Raw genomic sequence first — 17289 nt, 5'->3', positions numbered from 1 at the left:
GCGAAATGCCGATGTTTTCGCCGCGAAGAGCGGCGTCGGCCTCACTCGGCGCGCTGCGATACCCCGCTATCGTGCTGCGCAAGCGCGGCGAGTTCGGCCTCGTCGAAACCCGCCTCGCGGCGCGCGTCGAAATTGAAGGGGCCTCGGAGCTTCGGCGCGCGATATTGCTCCGCCAGGCGGACGTAGGTCGGATGCGGATCGAGCGCGTCCCGTTCGCACAGGTGACGGAACCAGCGGTTGCCAATCAGCACGTGGCCGATCTCGTCGCGCAGGATCACGTCGAGAATCGCCGCCGACGCCTCGTCGCCCGCCTGCACGAGCCGCGCGCGAATCGGCGGCGACGCGTCGAGACCGCGCGCCTCGAGCGTGCGCGGCACGAGCGCCATGCGCGCGAGCACGTCGCCGCGCGTGCGCTCGCACATGTCCCAGAGGCCGTCGTGCGCAGCAAAGTCGCCGTAGGCATGGCCGAATTCCGCTAGCCGCGCCGTGAGCAGCGAAAAGTGATGCGCCTCTTCCGCCGCGACTTTCAGCCAGTCCACGTAGAACGCTTCGGGCATGCCGGCAAAGCGCCAGACAGCGTCGAGCGCGAGATTGATCGCGTTGAATTCGATATGGGCGAGCGCATGCAGCAGCACGGCCCGGCCCTCCGCCGACTGCATGCTGCGCCGTTGCAGGAGACGCGGCTCGACGAGCAGCGGACGCTCGGGGCGCCCCGGCAGCCCCGAAGGCTCGACGATTTCGATCGACGGCAAACAAGCCGCCGCATGCGCAATGACGCGCGCATACAGGGCGCGCGCCGCCTCGGCCTTCGCCCTCGGATCGCGCTCCAGCAGGACTTCAAGCGCCGCGCTGCGCGCGCAAGCTGCATCGGAAACGGAAGACACCACCAACGTCATGAATCGTGAAATGAAATGGAACGGCCGACGCGGTCCCGCGCCACTCGCCCGGCCTATCCCGCGTAACCGTTTACAATATGCGATTGACCGACCACCCGGCGCCTCGATCGCAGCGAAAGCTGACGTTTTTGGGCGCTGCCGCCGTGCGCGCCATTGTACCGGCCGCCCCGGCGCTTTCCCCGAGGACTCACACTGTGGCGATTTACAAGCTCGGCGATGCCGCCCCCACCATCCATGAAAGCGTGTTCGTCGCGGATACGGCGACGATCATCGGCAAGGTCTCGCTCGAGGAAAACGCGAGCATTTGGTTCGGCGCGGCGCTGCGCGGCGACAACGAGCCGATCACCGTCGGCGCGGGCAGCAACATCCAGGAAGGCGCGGTGCTGCACACCGACCTAGGCTATCCGCTGACGATCGAACCCAACGTGACCGTCGGCCATCAGGCGATGCTGCACGGCTGCACCGTCAAGGAAGGCGCCTTGATCGGCATGCAGGCGGTGGTCTTGAATGGTGCGGTTATCGGCCGCAACTGTCTGGTTGGCGCAGGCGCCGTCGTGACGGAAGGCAAGGTGTTCCCCGACAACTCCCTGATTCTCGGCGCGCCTGCGAAAGCGGTGCGGGAACTGACGGAAGCCGATCTCGCCGGGATGCGCCGGAATACGGAAAATTACGCCGAGCGCCGCGGATACTTCAAGGCTCAGCTCGTGAGGATCGGCTAATCGGCCGATCGACCGGGTGCCAACCAATCAAGGAATAGTCGTGGACGACCAGTTGCAAAAATTCATGTTCAGCACCGCGCCGGTGCGTGGCGAAATCGTCTCGCTGCGCAACACGTGGCAGGAAGTGCTCGCGCGCCGTCATTACCCGGCGCCCGTGCGGGACGTGCTTGGGGAAATGATGGCGGCGTGCGCGCTGTTGTCGGCGAATCTGAAGTTCGACGGCACGCTCATCATGCAAGTCTTCGGCGATGGTCCGGTCAAGATGCTGGTCGTGCAGTGCAACTCGAATCTGACGATGCGCGCTACGGCGAAGTATTCGGGCGATTCCGCCGATGCGATCCGCGACGACATCTCGTTCGTCGAACTCGTCAACGCCGGCGGCCACGGTCGCTGCGTGATCACGCTCGATCCGGCCGACAAGAAGCCGGGCCAGCAGCCCTATCAGGGCATCGTGCCGCTCAACGGCGAGGACGGTCCGCTCACGTCGATGGCGCAGGTGCTCGAGCACTACATGCACCATTCGGAACAGCTCGACACGCGGCTGTGGCTCGCGGCGAACACCGAGCGCGCGGTCGGCATGCTGCTGCAGAAGCTGCCGGGCGATGGCGGCATCGTCCCCCATGCCGGCGAGCTGGACACCGATACTTGGGAGCGCGTCTGCACGCTCGGCGGCACGCTTTCACAGGACGAATTGCTGAAAGAAGCACCGGACACGGTCTTCAAGCGCCTGTTCTGGCAAGAAAACGTGCAGCACTTCGCACCGGCTGCCCCGCGCTTCGAATGCACGTGCTCGCGTGAGAAAGTGGGCTCGATGCTCAAGATGCTCGGGCGCGAGGAAGTCGACGGCGTCATCGAGGAGCGCGGCCATGTCGAGATTCATTGCGACTACTGCAATCAGCGCTATGAATTCGACCCGGTCGACGTCGCGCAGCTCTTCGTCGCGAACGTGATCGCGACCGGCGTGACGCCGGCGGCCGAGCAGCGCCACTAGGTTCAGCCTACGGATGTTGGAGGTCAACATGACACATCACCGTTCCGGTCTCTCGTCATCGACAACCTTGCGGACCGTCATGGTGCTGTCGGCGCTCGCCGGCGGCGCCCTCCTCTCCGGCTGCACGCTGGACCCGCAAGTTCCTGCGCCTATCCTGAGCCGGCTCCCGCCGAGCCAACCCGGCGCGACTCCCGCCCCGCAGCTCAGCGCCGAGGAAAAGCAGCGCTACGACGCGATCGACAAGCAGGTGCTCCTGGAACAGAACCAGGCAATGGCCGCGGAGGCTTGGGCACGCTACTACGGGCCGTACTACTCGACGCCCTATTACTATCCCGCACCGGTCGCATATGGCGGCTATTACAGCGGCTGGAGCACGGGTATCGGGTTTGGGTATGGGTCGCCGGGCTGGTGGTGGTAGCGCACACGCTCGCGCGATAAACGAAAAAGGCATGGAGCGATCCATGCCTTTTTCGTATCTGCAACACGTCCTCGCATCACGTCATCACTAACCCGCGTGCTTGGCCTTGCCCTTGTCTTTTTCCTTTGACGACGACGCTTCCTTGCCTTTCTTGTCGCCAGCGTGCTTCTTGTCCGGCTTCACGCGCGACACCGGATTGGGCACGACACTCACGGGCGCGGCGGAAACCTCGCCACGCGTCGACGTGTTATTCAATGCCGTCGAGGTCGGCGCAGGCAGCGGCTGGTTCGGCGACACGAACTGCACGAACACCTCGCCGTCCTTGACCATGCCCATCTCGTAGCGGGCACGCTCTTCGACCGCCGAGGTGCCGTTCTGCAGATCCTGCACCTCGCCTTCGATCCGCTCGTTGCGCAGCTTCTCGTCGTTGTTCTTTTGCTGCTGCTGCGAGAGCTCCTGGCGCAACTCGTGGACGCGCAGCCAGCCACCATGCCCCCACCAGAGCGGATACTGAATCAGCGCGAGCAGGACAATCAGGACAACTGTGACGAGCCGCATGCAAAGTGCCGGTTAAATAAACGCCGCCCTGCGCTATGCGCAGGGCGGCGGCCAATCAATTGACGAAGTATAGCGAGGTAATCAGCGCAGATTATAGAACGTCGACTTGCCCGGATAGCTAGCGATATCGCCCAGATCTTCTTCGATACGCAACAGCTGGTTGTACTTCGAGATGCGGTCGCTGCGCGAGAGCGAGCCCGTCTTGATCTGGCCGGCGTTCAGGCCGACGGCGATATCGGCGATCGTCGAGTCTTCCGTCTCGCCCGAGCGGTGCGAAATCACGGCCGTGTAGCCCGCGCGCTTCGCCATTTCGATCGCCGCGAAGGTTTCCGTCAGCGTGCCGATCTGGTTGATCTTGATGAGGATCGAGTTCGCGATGCCCTTCTCGATGCCTTCCTTCAGGATGCGCGTGTTCGTCACGAACAGGTCGTCGCCGACGAGCTGGATCTTCTTGCCGAGCTTGTCGGTCAGGAGCTTCCAGCCGGCCCAGTCGCTTTCGTGCATGCCGTCTTCGATCGAGACGATCGGGAATTTATCCGCGAGCGTCGCGAGGTAGTCGGTGAATTCGGCCGACGACAGTTGCAGGCCTTCGCCCGCCAGTTGGTACTTGCCGTCGTGGTAGAACTCGCTGGCTGCGCAATCCAGCGCGAGCAGCACGTCTTCGCCCGCGCGATAGCCGGCCTTCTCGATCGCTTGCAGGATCGTCGACAGGCATTCGTCGTTGCTGCCGAAGTTCGGCGCGAAGCCGCCTTCGTCGCCCACCGCCGTGCTCATGCCGCGGTCGGACAGGATCTTCTTCAGCGCATGGAACACTTCCGCGCCGCAACGCAGCGCTTCGCGGAACGTCGGCTGGCTGACCGGGACGATCATGAATTCCTGGATGTCCAGGCTGTTGTTCGCGTGCGCGCCGCCGTTGACGATGTTCATCATCGGCACCGGCAGTTGCATCGCGCCCGAGCCGCCGAAGTAGCGATAGAGCGGCAGGCCGGCTTCTTCAGCGGCGGCCTTCGCGACCGCCATCGACACGGCCAGCATCGCGTTGGCGCCGAGGCGCGACTTGTTGTCGGTACCGTCGAGCTCGAGCAGGGTCTTGTCGAGGAACGCTTGTTCCGACGCGTCGAGGCCCATGATCGCCTCGGAGATTTCGGTGTTGATGTGCTCGACAGCCTTCAGCACGCCCTTGCCGCCATAGCGGCCGGCTTCGCCGTCGCGCAGCTCGATCGCTTCGCGCGAGCCCGTCGACGCGCCCGAAGGCACGGCCGCGCGGCCCATCGTGCCCGACTCCAGCAGCACGTCGCACTCGACAGTCGGGTTGCCTCGCGAATCCAGAATCTCGCGACCGATGATATCTACGATTGCACTCATGGTTTCCTCAAGAATTGACGTTGAATCTTTACAGCGTTGACGGCGCCGGGCGCAGGTCGGCTGTCGAACGCACCCGTCGCCCGCCGGGTGCGCCTGGGGGCATTAGTTGAAATCGGTTTCGAGAAACGGCGTGCGCTTGACGGCTTGATCAAGCGTGATCAGCGTTTCGAGCAGATCGCCCATCCGGTTGAGCGGCACCGCGTTCGGGCCGTCCGACTTGGCTTGGGCCGGGTTCGGATGGGTCTCCATGAAGAGGCCCGCCACGCCCGTCGCCACGGCGGCGCGCGCAAGCACCGGCACGAATTCGCGCTGACCGCCCGAACTCGTACCCTGGCCGCCCGGCAATTGCACCGAATGCGTCGCGTCGAACACGACCGGCGCGGCGGTCTCGCGCATGATCGCCAGCGAGCGCATGTCCGACACGAGGTTGTTGTAGCCGAACGACACGCCGCGCTCGCACGCGAGGAAACGGTCTTCCGACAGCCCCGCTTCGCGCGCGGCGTCGCGGGCCTTGTCGATCACGTTCTTCATGTCGTGCGGCGCGAGGAACTGGCCCTTCTTGATGTTGACCGGCTTGCCCGAGCGCGCGCACGCGTGAATGAAATCGGTTTGACGGCACAGGAACGCGGGCGTCTGCAGCACGTCGACGACCGACGCAACCGCTTCGATCTCCTCTTCGCTGTGCACGTCGGTCAGCACCGGCAGGCCGAGCTGCTTCTTCACCTCGGAAAGAATGCGCAGCCCTTCGTCCATGCCCAGACCGCGGAACGACTTGCCCGAGCTGCGATTGGCCTTGTCGTACGACGATTTATAGATGAACGGGATATTCAGCTTTGCGCAGATTTCCTTGAGACGGCCGGCGGTATCGATCGTCATCTGCTCCGATTCGACGACACACGTGCCCGCGATCAGAAAAAACGGCTGGTCGAGACCGACTTCGAAATCGCAAAGCTTCATGCTTTCTCCTCGACGCACGCCTCTTTGTGCGCGCGCGCCGCTTCGACGAACGACTTGAAGAGCGGATGACCATCGCGCGGCGTGGACGTGAACTCCGGGTGGAACTGCACGCCGACGAACCAGGGGTGCATGCTGCGCGGCAATTCCATCATCTCGGGCAGGTCCTCGCTCGGGGTATGGGCGCTGATGATAAGACCGCCCGCCTCGAGCTGGGGCACGAAGCGGTTATTGACCTCATAACGGTGACGGTGACGCTCGTTCACGTCCTTGCCGTAGATCTCTTCAGCCATCGTGCCCGGCTTGATCGGGCAGCGCTGCGAGCCCAGGCGCATCGTGCCGCCGAGGTCGGATTCCTCGGTGCGCTTCTCGACGCGGCCTTCGCGGTCGTACCACTCGGTGATCAGCGCGACCACACGGTTTTCGGTATTCGGATCGAACTCGGTGCTGTTCGCGTCCTTCAGGCCGACCACATCGCGTGCGAATTCGATGACCGCGAGCTGCATGCCGAGGCAGATGCCGAGGTACGGCACCTTCGCTTCGCGCGCATAGCGGATCGCGGCGATCTTGCCTTCCGTGCCGCGCCGGCCGAAGCCGCCCGGCACGAGAACCGCATCGAGGTGCTTGAGGCTATCGACGCCTTCGGCCTCGATCTCTTCGGAATCGATGTATTCGATGTTGACCTTCGTCGACGTGTGGATCGACGCATGGCGCAGCGCTTCGATCAGCGACTTGTACGACTCGGTCAGATCGACGTACTTGCCGACCATGCCGATCGTCACTTCACTGCGCGGGTTCTCGAGCTTCTCGACGAGGTCCGACCACATCGTCAGATCGGCCGGATTCGGTGCGAGCTTGAGTTCGTCGCAGATGATGCTGTCGAGGCCCTGGTCGTGCAGCATCTGCGGGATCTTGTAGATGCTGTCGACGTCCCACACGGAGATCACGGCGTCTTCCGGCACGTTCGAGAACATCGAGATCTTCGCGCGCTCGTCGTCCGGAATGCGGCGGTCCGCACGGCACAGCAGCACGTGCGGCGAGATGCCGATCTCGCGCAGTTTCTGCACGCTGTGCTGGGTCGGCTTGGTCTTCAGCTCACCCGCCGTGGCAATGTACGGCACGAGCGTCAGATGCACGAAGCATGCGCTGTTGCGGCCGAGGCGCAGGCTCATCTGCCGCGCCGCTTCGAGGAACGGCAGCGATTCGATGTCGCCCACCGTACCGCCCACTTCCACGATCGCGACATCCGGCTCGCCGCACGTCGCCGACGCGGCGCCGCGCTCGACGAACGCCTGGATTTCATTCGTGATGTGCGGAATCACCTGCACGGTCTTGCCCAGATAATCGCCGCGGCGCTCCTTGCGGATCACCGATTCGTAAATCTGGCCGGTCGTGAAGTTGTTGGCCTTGCGCATCTTCGTGCTGATGAAGCGCTCGTAGTGGCCGAGATCGAGGTCCGTTTCAGCGCCGTCTTCCGTCACGAACACTTCGCCGTGTTGAAACGGGCTCATCGTGCCGGGGTCGACGTTGATGTAGGGATCGAGCTTGAGGAGGGTGACTTTGAGACCGCGCGATTCGAGGATCGCGGCGAGAGAGGCGGCGGCAATACCCTTGCCGAGGGAAGACACTACGCCGCCGGTGACAAAAACATATTTGGTCATCGCTGGATGCTCGCGGGAAAAACGGATTATACCGTAAAGGCGGGCTCCAACCCAGCGGATGGCAGGCGATCAGCACGGGTTCAGCCAACAATAATTTGTGCACGCCCGTGCATCCTTTAAACCGACACGGCACATGTGACGCTGTCGTGACCGAAGGTCACGCCGCACTCAGTTCGCGCGCTTGCAATTCGTGCAGCGCCCGCTGCAGCGCACGCGCCGTTTCGAGCGGCTTTTCCATCGGGAACAAGTGGCTGCCGTCGAGCCATTCGATGTGCCCGCCCGTCACGCGCCGCGTGGCGTCGAGACCGACCTGACGGATTTCCTTCGAGTGCTTGCCGGCGATGAAGGCGACGGGTACCGGCGAGCCGTGCGCAAGCCGGGCGCCGAGCGTGCGCGGCAGCGTCCGGTAGATCACGTATTCGACCTGCCGGTCGAACGCGAGCGTGCGGGTGCCGTCCGCGGCGGTCTGCGGAATGCCGAAGTCGATGTAGTCGGACAGCACGCGCTCGTCCCAGCGCGCGAACGCCGGCTTCGAGTGAAAATGCCGCCACGCCTCCTCGCGGCTCGCCCATTGCGTGCGGCGCGTGCGCGTCGCGGCCGCGGGCGAGAGCCGCTCATCGAGCCCGGTCCATTGCGTGACGCGCAGCACGCTCGCGCGCCAGCCGGCGATCACCGGCGAATCGAGCATCACGACGCCGCGCACCCACTGCGGCCTTTTCAGCGCGGCCATCAGCGAGAGATACCCGCCGAGCGAATGACCGACGAGCCACACCGGATGCCGATAGGTGCGATCGATGTCTTCGAGCAGCTGCTCGACGAGATGCGGCCAGTCGCTGGTCACGGGGTAGCGCGCATCATGACCGATGCGCTCGATATAGCGCAGTTCGTAGTCGTCGGCGAGCTCCGCGAAGATCGTGCGGTAGGTGGACGCGGGAAAGCCGTTCGCGTGCGAGAAATGGATGATGTTTTTCACGCGCCGCTGCCTCCTGATGGTTGTCTGCGCGGGTCTCGTGCGTGCGCAGGTGCGGTCTTGGTCTTGGTGTCGATCTTCGTGCCGGATCTTTCTGCTCGGCTCGTCAATCCATCCAGTAACGGCGATGCGTCTCGCGATAGCGTTCGAGCACGAGCGCGCCGCCATTCGAATCGATGCGCACCGCCCCGTCGCGATCGCTGCGGGTCAGCTCGATGTTGCGCGCCGCGTAGCGCGCCCACACGCTTGGATTCGGATGGTGATAACGATTTAAATAGCCTACCTGAAATACGGCAATCAGCGGATCAATAGAGTCGAGGAACGGTTCGGTCGACGAGCTCTTGCTGCCGTGGTGCGGCACGACGAGCACCTGTGCGCGCAGTGCGTCCCTTGCGCGGGCCACCAGCACGCGTTCGGATGGCGCGTCGACGTCGCCGGTCAGCAGCGCAGAGATGCCGGGCGCCACGACGCGCAGCACGCACGACTGCGCGTTCGACACTTTCGGGAGCGGCCCCGGATCGGGCCAGAGCGTCGTGAACTCGACACCGTCCCATTGCCAGCGCTGACCGGCTGCGCAGCGCAGCGTATCCGCGCCTGCCCTGCTCGCCGCGCCCCATAGGCGATTCGATGGCGGCAGGCCAGCGAGCAGTTGGCGGACGGGGATGGCTTGCAGCACGGCATCGGCGCCGCCGGCGTGATCGGAATCCGCGTGGCTGATCACGAGCGCATCGAGCGAGCGCACGCCGTTCGCCTGCAGGAACGGCACGACGATCCGCTCGCCCGCGTGCGTCGACTCCGGACCAGGACCGGTGTCGAACAAGAGCGCGTGGTGCGCTGTTTCGATCAGGACCGACATCCCTTGGCCGATATCGAGCGCGGTCACGCGGAACGTGCCCGCAGACGGCCCGGCCGGCGGCGGCATGAGGAGCGGCAGCCACGTCAACGGCGCGGCCCAGCGCAGCGGCCAGCCGCGCGGCATCAGGCACCAGACGACGCCAAGCGCGGCGGCGGAGAGCGCCCACGTGTCCGGCTGCGGCAAGCGCCAGATGGTCCAAGCCGGGCCCGACAGCGCCTGCAGCGCCGCCGCCAGCGCTTCGACTAGCGCATGCGCGGCACGAAAAGCCCATGCGTCGAGCGGCGCGGGCAAGACCACGCCCACCAGCACGGTCGGCGTGACGAGCACGCTCACCCACGGAATCGCGAATGCGTTTGCGAACGGGCCGATCAGCGGAATCTGCGAAAACCAATAGACGGTGAGCGGCGCGAGCCCTAGCGTCACTGCATATTGAACGCGTGCGGCGCTCAACAGCCGTTCGCGCAAGCGCATCAGTCGGCGGCGCACGACGGCGAACGCTCGCGATACGCGCGACCGCGGAGGTTCGTCGTCTTCCCACTGCGGTTCCGCTCGCACGCGCAGATGTCCGTGCACGACGAGCAGGATCGCCGCTACCGCGCAAAATGACAGCCAGAAGCCGGGCGTGACCACCGCCCAGGGGTCGGCGAGCAGCACGATCGACAACGCCCACGCAAGCACCATCGACGGCGCCACGCTGCGTCCGCTCACAAACGCGATGCTCACCACGGTCAGCATCCACAACGCACGCTGCGCGGGCACGTTGAAACCGGCAAGCGCGGCGTAGAACGCCGCAACGGCCGCGCCCGCCAGCGCCGCAACGATTTGCGCGGGCACGATGAGTGGCCAATCGCGCCGAGTCACGCGCGCGAGAAAACACGAGCGTCGCCACAACCATCCCGCCAGCGCCGCGCACAGCCCCGCGACCAGGCCGATGTGCAAACCCGAGATCGCAATCAGATGACTCGTGCCTGTGTTGCGCATCAGGAGCCAGTCCTCGGCGCTGACGGCGTCCTGTGCGCCGACTGCGAGCGCGGTCACGATGCCGCGATGCGGCGCCTCGGCGAGCACCGTGTCGATTCGCGCTCTCAGCGCAAAGCGCCAGCGATCGATCGTCAGGCCCACACCGCTCGCCCTGCCCGGCAAGCGCCGCGCACCGGCCGCCGACGCCGCCGAGACATACCCCGTCGCGCGCACATTGCGCGCAAGCAGCGCGGCTTCCGGATCGCGCACGCCGAAGTTCGCGTTGCCGTGCGGCCGCTTCAAGCGCACGATCAGACGCCAGCGGTCGCCGGGGGCGAGCAGCGGCAGCGCGGCCGGCGCGCGAGTGCGGTCGATCCATGTCAGTTGAATCGTCGGAGGGAAATGGGGAATACCGGTAGTGCGTCGCGCTTCGTCGGTATCGACAGCAAACAGAAATCGCACACCGTTCGCGTCGCGTACAGGCAAGCCGCGAATATGACCGGCCAATTCGATATCGCGCCCCTCCCACGACACCGGCAACGCATCGCGCAAACGGACCTCGGCGCGCATCGCGGCATAGCCGAAGCCCACAAGCGCGGCGCCAACAACGATCGCGCAGAACCCCGCTCGGCGAAGCCAGCGCGCTTCGCGCCTGAACACCCATCGCGCAAACGCAACGGCCGCGACAAACAACAGCGCGCTCACGCTCCATGCCAACGCACCGGGCAAAGCCGGCTGCTGTTGCAACACGAAAACGCCCAACGCAAATCCGCACAGGACCGCACGCATCCGCCCTCCGTTCGAAAGGCGCTGCGTCGAGCACAAGCCATCGGTGAGATGCCGCGCACGTGTCCGGCGCAGCGCGAACCACGAGGAAAGATTATGCGGACGAAAGCGCGAGCCGCGGCAGCGCAGCGCGCGCGTTAGCCATTGTGCCTAGTGCAAGCGCGTTTTCATCGATGCCGCGCAGCTCGGCAAGCACAGCGCCGATGCGCGGAATCTGGTCGGGCGTGTTGCGCGCTTTATAGCGCCAGGCAGGCGGGATATCGGGCGCATCGGTCTCGAGCACGATCGCCTCGAGCGGCAACTGCTCCGCCAGGCGACGTATCTGCAGCGCGCGTTCAAACGTGACGTTTCCGCCAAAGCCCAGATGCATGCCTTGATCGATGAACGCCTGAGCCTGCTGAAAACTGCCGTTGAAGGCATGCGCGATACCGCGGCTCACGGCTTGCCGGCGCAGGCCCTTCAACACCTGGTCCTGCGACTTGCGCACATGGCAGATCACTGGCAAATCGAATTCGCGCGCGAGCTTCAATTGCTCGTTGTAGAAGAACTGCTGCCTGGCGTCGTCGAGCCCCGGCACGAAGTAGTCAAGACCGATCTCGCCGATGCCGACAAAGCGCGGATCCGCCAGACTGGCTTCGATCTCCATGCGCAATCTGTCGAGATCGGCATCGACTGCGCGCGGCGTGTAGAGCGGATGGATGCCGAGCGCATAGACCGCGCCCGGGACACGCTGCGCCAACTCCCGCACGGTCTCGAAGTTGCCGCGCCCGACGCTCGGAATTACAACCCGCGATACGCCCGCGTCATGCGCCGCGCGCGCCACCTCGTCGCGATCCGCGTCGAACTCGGAGGCATCGAGATGGCAGTGCGTGTCTATCCACATAGCGAGGTGAATGTCGCGCGCCGGCGCGTTCAAAGCGTCAAACGGGAACCGACGGCTCTTCGTGCAGCACACCGTCGCGCAAACGCAGGATGCGATCGCAACGCGCGGCGAGGTCCGTATCGTGCGTGACGATCACGAAGCTCGTTTCAAGCGTCTCCGACAGCTCGAGCATCAGGTTGAAAACCGCATCGGCGGTGCTGCCGTCGAGGTTGCCGGTCGGTTCGTCGGCGAGCACGCAGGCGGGCTTCGTGACGAGCGCGCGTGCAATCGCGACGCGTTGGCGCTCCCCTCCCGACAGCTCGCCCGGCCGATGCTTCGCGCGATGCGCGAGGCCGACGCGCTCGAGCGTCGCCAAGGCGTCGCGGCGCGCCTCTTCCGTCGGCATGCGCCGGATGCGCAGCGGCATCGCCACGTTATCGAGCGCACTGAATTCCGGCAGCAAATGGTGGAACTGATAGACGAAGCCGAGCGCGCGGTTGCGCAAATCGTTGCGCTCGCGCTCGGCGAGCTTCGTGAACGGCTTGCCGAGCAGCGACACCTGCCCCGCGGTGGGCTCGTCGAGTCCGCCCAGCACGTGCAGCAGCGTGCTCTTGCCCGAACCCGAAGCGCCGACGATCGCGAGCTTCTCGCCGCGCCGCACCGAGAGGTGCGCGTTGTTCAGCACCGGCACGTTGAGCCCGCCCTGAATGAACGCTTTCGAGATGCCGCTCGCTTCGAGCACGTAATCGTTTGAATTCTTTTCCAAAGCCGTAGCGCCCGTCATGGGTTGTTCGATGACTTGCTCATTCATAGCGCAGCGCCTCCGCCGGACGCACCTTCGCGCCGCGCCAGCTCGGATAGAGCGTCGCCAACGCCGACAGGACGAACGCAATGATGCCGATCTTCACGACATCCCCCGGCACGAGCTCGGACGGCAGCTCGCTGATGAAGTACACCGACGGCGGCAGGAACTGCACGTGGAACAGATGCTCGATCATCGGCACGAGCCACGGAATGCTCCACGCGATCAGGCAGCCGAGCGCGACGCCCGTCGCCGTGCCGACGAAGCCGATCGTGACGCCCTGCACGACGAAGATCTTCATGATCGACCCGGGCTGCGCGCCGAGCGTGCGCAGGATCGCGATATCGGCCTGCTTGTTGGTGACGGTCATCACGAGCGACGACACGAGATTGAACGCCGCCACCGCGATGATCAGCGTGAGGATGATGAACATCATCCGCTTTTCGATCTGCACCGCCGAGAACCAGGTCTTGTTCTGCTGCGTCCAGTCGCGGATGTAGAGATCGCCCGACAGTTGATGCGTGAGCTCCCGCGCGACCTCCGGCGCCTTTTGCATGTCCGTGAGACGCAGCCGCACGCCCGTTGGCGCCTGCAGCCGGAACAGCGCCTCGGCATCGCGGATGTTGATCAGCGCGAGCGTGCTGTCGTATTCGTAGTGGCCGGATTCGAACACGCCGACCACGGTGAACTGCTTCAAGCGCGGCAGCATGCCGGCCGGCGTGATGGTGCCTTCGGGCGCGACGAGCGTGACTTTGTCGTCGACCGACACGCCCAGGCTCGCGGCGAGATCCGCGCCGAGCACTATGCCGAACGAGCCCGGCTCGAGTGCGTTCAGGCTGCCGGCGCGCATCTCCTTGCCGATGTCGGACACCTGCGGTTCGAGCGACGGCTCGACGCCGCGCAGCGCGACGCCGCTCACGGCGTCCTGGCGCGTGAGCAGCGCCTGCGCGTCGACATACGGCGCCGCGCCGATCACTTGCTTGTTCTGCTTGGCCTCCTGTGCGGTCAATTGCCAATTCGGCATCGAGCCGGTGGGCGAAAAGATCTCGACATGCGCGAGCACCGACAGCATGCGGTCGCGCACCTCTTTCTGGAAGCCGTTCATCACCGACAGCACGACGATCAGCGCCGCGACGCCGAGCGCGATGCCCGACATGGAAACGAGCGCGATGAACGAGATGAAGCCGTTGCCGGTCGTGCGTTTGCCGGCGCGCGTGTAGCGCCAGCCGATCTGCCATTCGTAGGGAAGTTTCAAGCCAATCCTTAGTGTGTTCTTTCGGCGCGCGGGGCGCGCAGACATCGCGTGAGGCACGCATTGCGCCGGCCTGGTCGCCGCGCGCAAGCACGCATGCAATGATACGCGGCCCCCGCGCGGACGGATTCGCGGACGGATTCCGATGGCCGCCCGCGACGCTGCGGTGCAACGCCAAACCGCGCGAAAAAAGCCGGCGTATTCGAGCGCCGCCCCTCAGCGCGCTGGTCCGAACACGCTCGCACCGCGAGTGCCCGCCACAGCCTCAGCCGTCAATCAAGCGCGAAGTTTGCCATACAATGCGCACCATCATGCACGCCAACCGCCTCCACTTCCTCCTGCCCTTCGCGCTGCCGACGGCCGCCGACGCCTCTACCGCACTGCACAACTTGGAGAGCCCGGCGCTCGGAAAGTTGCTGGCGCGCGCGAGCCTCGTCGAGCGCGTCGCCGGTGAAGATTTTCAGCGCACGCTGCCGCATGAGCGCTGGGTCGCGCGCCAGTTCGGCGCCGTTGCGTCGAGTGCCGACGACGAAGCGCCGCTTGCGCCCTACATGCTGCTCGCCGACGGCGGCACGCCCGGCGACGCCGTCTGGGCCTGCGTGCAGCCGGTGCACGTGCGCATCGCTCACGACCACCTGGTGCTGATCGATCCGGCCTCGCTCGAGTTGTCCGAAAACGAAGCCGCGACGCTCCTGGCGGTCGCCAAGCCGCTCGTCGAGGAACTCGGCGTGCGCATCGAAGCGCCACGACCGACGCGCTGGTACCTGTCGAGCGACATGTTCGGCGCGCTGGCCGGCGCGTCCCCGCTGCGCGCGAGCGGACGCAACATCGAGATCTGGCTGCCGCACGAAGCGCATACCGGTCAGCGCTCGCGCGCCTGGATGAAGCTGCAGAACGAAGTGCAGATGGCGTGGTTCGAGCATCCCGTGAACGAAGCGCGCGAGGCTCGCGGACTGCCCGCGGTCAATTCGATCTGGATGCATGCGCAAGGCGCGGCGCAAGCGCTCAAGAGCCCGTTTGCGCGGGTGCTTTCCGATGCAGCGGCCACGCGCGGGCTCGCGCTTGCCGCGGGCGTCGAAGCAGGTCCGCCGCCGGCTTCGTTCGACGCGCTGCAAGCGAACGCCGACGGCACCACGCTCGTCGAGCTGGACCCGTTCTCGTCGCCCTTCATCGAACAGGACTGGGCGCGCTGGAATGCCGCGCTGAACACGCTCGAGCGCGACTGGTTCGCTCCGGCGCTGGCCGCACTGCAGGCGGGCCGCCTCGGCGAACTGGGCTTGACGCTTTGCGGCGACACCGGCTCGTCGACGCTCACCGTCACGCGCGGCGACCTGCGCAAATTCTGGCGCCGCCGCGTGCTGGCGTCGCTCTTCGAATGACACTCGGCGGGCGATCCGCTCCGCGCGCCACGCCGCGCGCGTTCGCCCGCTCCTTTTTCGGCTTGACCGCATGACCCGAATCGTGACCCGCGCGTCGTCTCCCGCCGACGCGCAAGCGTTGATCCGCCACGGACTTCACCCCGTGCTCGCCCGCTTGTACGCCGCCCGCGGCGTGTGCCAGCCCGACGAAATCGAAACCGCCCTCACGCGGCTCGTGCCGCCGCTCACCCTCAAGGGCTGCGCCGACGCCGCCGTTCTGCTCGCCGACGCGCTCGAACAGAATCGGCGCATGCTCGTCGTCGCCGATTACGACTGCGACGGCGCGACCGCCTGCGCGGTGGCCGTGCGCGGCTTGCGCATGCTCGGCGCGCAAATCGACTACCTCGTGCCGAACCGCTTCGAATACGGCTACGGCCTCACGCCCGAGATCGTCGAACTCGCGGCAACCCGCAAAGGCGGCAAGCCCGATCTGCTGATCACCGTGGACAACGGCATCGCGAGCGTCGACGGCGTCGAGGCGGCGAACGCGCTCGATATCGACGTCCTCGTCACCGATCACCACCTGCCCGGCGACGCGCTGCCGAAGGCCCGCGCGATCGTCAATCCGAACCAGCCTGGCTGCGAATTTCCGAGCAAGTGCATCGCGGGCGTAGGCGTGATGTTCTACGTGCTGCTCGCCTTGCGCGCCGAGCTGAGGAAGCGCGGCCTGTTCGGCACGGACGCCGGCCAGCGCCCCGAGCCGCGTCTGGATGGTCTGCTCGATCTGGTCGCGCTCGGCACCGTCGCGGACGTCGTGAAACTCGACGGCAACAACCGCGTGCTGGTCGCCCAAGGGCTGCAGCGCATCCGCAACGGCCGGATGCAACCGGGCATCGCCGCCCTCTTCCGCGCCGCCGGACGCGACGCGAGAAGCGCATCGGGCTTCGACCTCGGCTTCGCGCTCGGGCCGCGCCTGAATGCGGCCGGACGCCTCTCCGACATGTCGCTCGGCATCGAGTGCCTGACGACCGACGACGTCGGCCGCGCCTGGGAACTCGCGCAGCAGCTCGACGCCATGAACCGCGAGCGCCGCGAGATCGAAGCGGGCATGCAGCAGCAGGCGCTGGACGATCTGTCGTCGGTCGATCCCGCGGGCACCGCGACCATCACGCTCTTCAATCCGAACTGGCACCAGGGCGTGATCGGGATCGTCGCGGGGCGTCTGAAGGAAAAGTTTCATCGTCCGTCGTTCACGTTCGCCCCCGCCGACGACACCGGCGTGCTCGCGAAGGGCTCGGGCCGCTCGATCGCGGGCTTCCATCTGCGCGACGCGCTCGATCTGATCGCCAAACGCGAGCCCGGCCTCATCGTCAAGTTCGGCGGCCACGCGATGGCGGCCGGCCTCACGCTCGCCGCCGCCGATATCCCGCGCTTCACGGCCGCGTTCGAAGCCGTCGGCCGCGAGTGGCTGACCGATGACGCGCTCGCGCGCGTGATCGAAACCGACGGCGACCTCGAGGACGCGTACTTCACGCCGCAATTCGTCGAGATGCTCGATGCCGCCGTCTGGGGCCAGGGATTTCCGGCGCCGGTGTTTTCGGGCGAGTTCGACGTCGCCTCGCAGGCGCTCGTGAAGGACAAGCACTTGAAGCTGCAACTCGCGCGCGGCCGCCAGCGCTTTTCCGCGATCTGGTTCAACCACACCGACCCGCTGCCCGCGCGCGCGACACTCGCCTACCGGCTCTCGAGCGACACGTGGAACGGCGTGTCGCGCGTGCAGTTGATCGTGGAGCACGCGGCGGATTGACGACGGCGCGTTGACGCCCGGCAACCGTCCGCGCCGCCGTCTTGCCATGGCGATCGGCTATAATTTCTCCTTTT

The 17289-nt window shown here is 65.7% G+C and carries 15 protein-coding genes; 5 read left to right on the top strand and 10 right to left on the bottom strand.

Annotated features, from left to right (window positions below; genetic code table 11):
• Positions 1-41: 41 nt before the first annotated feature.
• Positions 42-896, bottom strand: coding sequence for a ferritin-like domain-containing protein (locus FAZ95_RS08680; protein WP_137332078.1), 855 nt, complete (start codon positions 894-896; stop codon positions 42-44).
• A gap of 194 nt (positions 897-1090) precedes the next feature.
• Between FAZ95_RS08680 and FAZ95_RS08675 the strand changes: the two genes are divergently transcribed.
• The 3 genes from FAZ95_RS08675 to FAZ95_RS08665 are packed head-to-tail and all read left to right on the top strand — an operon-like array spanning position 1091 to position 3024.
• Entirely contained in the window at positions 1091-1615 is a 525-nt protein-coding gene (locus FAZ95_RS08675; protein WP_137332077.1) for a gamma carbonic anhydrase family protein, read from the top strand.
• A gap of 40 nt (positions 1616-1655) precedes the next feature.
• On the top strand, positions 1656-2606 hold the full coding sequence (gene hslO, locus FAZ95_RS08670; RefSeq protein ID WP_137332076.1) for an Hsp33 family molecular chaperone HslO: 951 nt from the start codon (positions 1656-1658) through the stop codon (positions 2604-2606).
• A gap of 28 nt (positions 2607-2634) precedes the next feature.
• The gene (locus FAZ95_RS08665) at positions 2635-3024 is read left to right on the top strand and encodes a hypothetical protein (RefSeq protein WP_137332075.1); all 390 of its coding nucleotides are present in this window, start codon (positions 2635-2637) and stop codon (positions 3022-3024) included.
• Between the two features lie 87 nt (positions 3025-3111).
• On the opposite strand, the gene ftsB is transcribed toward FAZ95_RS08665, so the two are convergent.
• The 9 genes from ftsB to FAZ95_RS08620 all read right to left on the bottom strand — a co-directional run bounded on the left by ftsB (position 3112) and on the right by FAZ95_RS08620 (position 14053).
• Positions 3112-3582 (bottom strand): cell division protein FtsB, encoded by a 471-nt coding sequence (gene ftsB, locus FAZ95_RS08660; RefSeq protein ID WP_137332074.1) that lies wholly within the window; start codon positions 3580-3582, stop codon positions 3112-3114.
• Between the two features lie 81 nt (positions 3583-3663).
• Positions 3664-4947: a phosphopyruvate hydratase gene (eno, locus tag FAZ95_RS08655; protein WP_136898051.1), complete on the bottom strand. Its 1284-nt coding sequence runs from the start codon at positions 4945-4947 to the stop codon at positions 3664-3666.
• 102 nt (positions 4948-5049) lie between these two features.
• On the bottom strand, positions 5050-5904 hold the full coding sequence (gene kdsA / locus FAZ95_RS08650; protein WP_137332073.1) for a 3-deoxy-8-phosphooctulonate synthase: 855 nt from the start codon (positions 5902-5904) through the stop codon (positions 5050-5052).
• Complete coding sequence (gene pyrG / locus FAZ95_RS08645) at positions 5901-7562, bottom strand: CTP synthase (protein WP_137332072.1); 1662 nt, start codon at positions 7560-7562, stop codon at positions 5901-5903. Before pyrG ends, kdsA begins: the two co-directional genes overlap by 4 nt.
• A 157-nt stretch (positions 7563-7719) precedes the next feature.
• On the bottom strand, positions 7720-8535 hold the full coding sequence (locus FAZ95_RS08640) for an alpha/beta fold hydrolase (protein ID WP_137332071.1): 816 nt from the start codon (positions 8533-8535) through the stop codon (positions 7720-7722).
• Between the two features lie 103 nt (positions 8536-8638).
• A complete protein-coding gene (locus tag FAZ95_RS08635) occupies positions 8639-11137 on the bottom strand; it encodes a DNA internalization-related competence protein ComEC/Rec2 (RefSeq protein ID WP_137332070.1) in 2499 nt (832 codons plus the stop codon).
• A 91-nt stretch (positions 11138-11228) separates the two neighbouring features.
• The gene (locus FAZ95_RS08630) at positions 11229-12017 is read right to left on the bottom strand and encodes a TatD family hydrolase (RefSeq protein ID WP_137332069.1); all 789 of its coding nucleotides are present in this window, start codon (positions 12015-12017) and stop codon (positions 11229-11231) included.
• Positions 12018-12054: 37 nt separating this feature from the next.
• A complete protein-coding gene (gene lolD / locus FAZ95_RS08625; protein ID WP_254699897.1) occupies positions 12055-12780 on the bottom strand; it encodes a lipoprotein-releasing ABC transporter ATP-binding protein LolD in 726 nt (241 codons plus the stop codon).
• A gap of 19 nt (positions 12781-12799) precedes the next feature.
• A complete protein-coding gene (locus FAZ95_RS08620) occupies positions 12800-14053 on the bottom strand; it encodes a lipoprotein-releasing ABC transporter permease subunit (RefSeq protein ID WP_137332067.1) in 1254 nt (417 codons plus the stop codon).
• 296 nt (positions 14054-14349) lie between these two features.
• Here FAZ95_RS08620 and FAZ95_RS08615 point away from each other — a divergent pair, with 296 nt between their 5' ends.
• Positions 14350-15429, top strand: a complete 1080-nt coding sequence (locus tag FAZ95_RS08615; protein ID WP_137332066.1) for a regulator — start codon at positions 14350-14352, stop codon at positions 15427-15429.
• Positions 15430-15499: 70 nt separating this feature from the next.
• A complete protein-coding gene (gene recJ / locus FAZ95_RS08610) occupies positions 15500-17215 on the top strand; it encodes a single-stranded-DNA-specific exonuclease RecJ (protein WP_137332065.1) in 1716 nt (571 codons plus the stop codon).
• The last annotated feature ends 74 nt before the right edge of the window (positions 17216-17289 follow it).

This window comes from Trinickia violacea (assembly GCF_005280735.1).
GTDB lineage: Bacteria > Pseudomonadota > Gammaproteobacteria > Burkholderiales > Burkholderiaceae > Trinickia_A > Trinickia_A violacea.
This window is presented reverse-complemented; position numbering and strand designations above follow the sequence as displayed.

Bases quoted from the DNA above. Each gene is read 5' to 3' on its own strand.
- lolD (WP_254699897.1), bottom strand. From the start codon at position 12,780: ATGACGGGCGCTACGGCTTTGGAAAAGAATTCAAACGATTACGTGCTC.
- eno (WP_136898051.1), bottom strand. From the start codon at position 4,947: ATGAGTGCAATCGTAGATATCATCGGTCGCGAGATTCTGGATTCGCGA.
- FAZ95_RS08630 (WP_137332069.1), bottom strand. From the start codon at position 12,017: ATGTGGATAGACACGCACTGCCATCTCGATGCCTCCGAGTTCGACGCG.
- FAZ95_RS08615 (WP_137332066.1), top strand. From the start codon at position 14,350: ATGCGCACCATCATGCACGCCAACCGCCTCCACTTCCTCCTGCCCTTC.
- FAZ95_RS08635 (WP_137332070.1), bottom strand. From the start codon at position 11,137: ATGCGTGCGGTCCTGTGCGGATTTGCGTTGGGCGTTTTCGTGTTGCAA.
- kdsA (WP_137332073.1), bottom strand. From the start codon at position 5,904: ATGAAGCTTTGCGATTTCGAAGTCGGTCTCGACCAGCCGTTTTTTCTG.
- FAZ95_RS08680 (WP_137332078.1), bottom strand. From the start codon at position 896: ATGACGTTGGTGGTGTCTTCCGTTTCCGATGCAGCTTGCGCGCGCAGC.
- FAZ95_RS08665 (WP_137332075.1), top strand. From the start codon at position 2,635: ATGACACATCACCGTTCCGGTCTCTCGTCATCGACAACCTTGCGGACC.
- ftsB (WP_137332074.1), bottom strand. From the start codon at position 3,582: ATGCGGCTCGTCACAGTTGTCCTGATTGTCCTGCTCGCGCTGATTCAG.
- recJ (WP_137332065.1), top strand. From the start codon at position 15,500: ATGACCCGAATCGTGACCCGCGCGTCGTCTCCCGCCGACGCGCAAGCG.
- pyrG (WP_137332072.1), bottom strand. From the start codon at position 7,562: ATGACCAAATATGTTTTTGTCACCGGCGGCGTAGTGTCTTCCCTCGGC.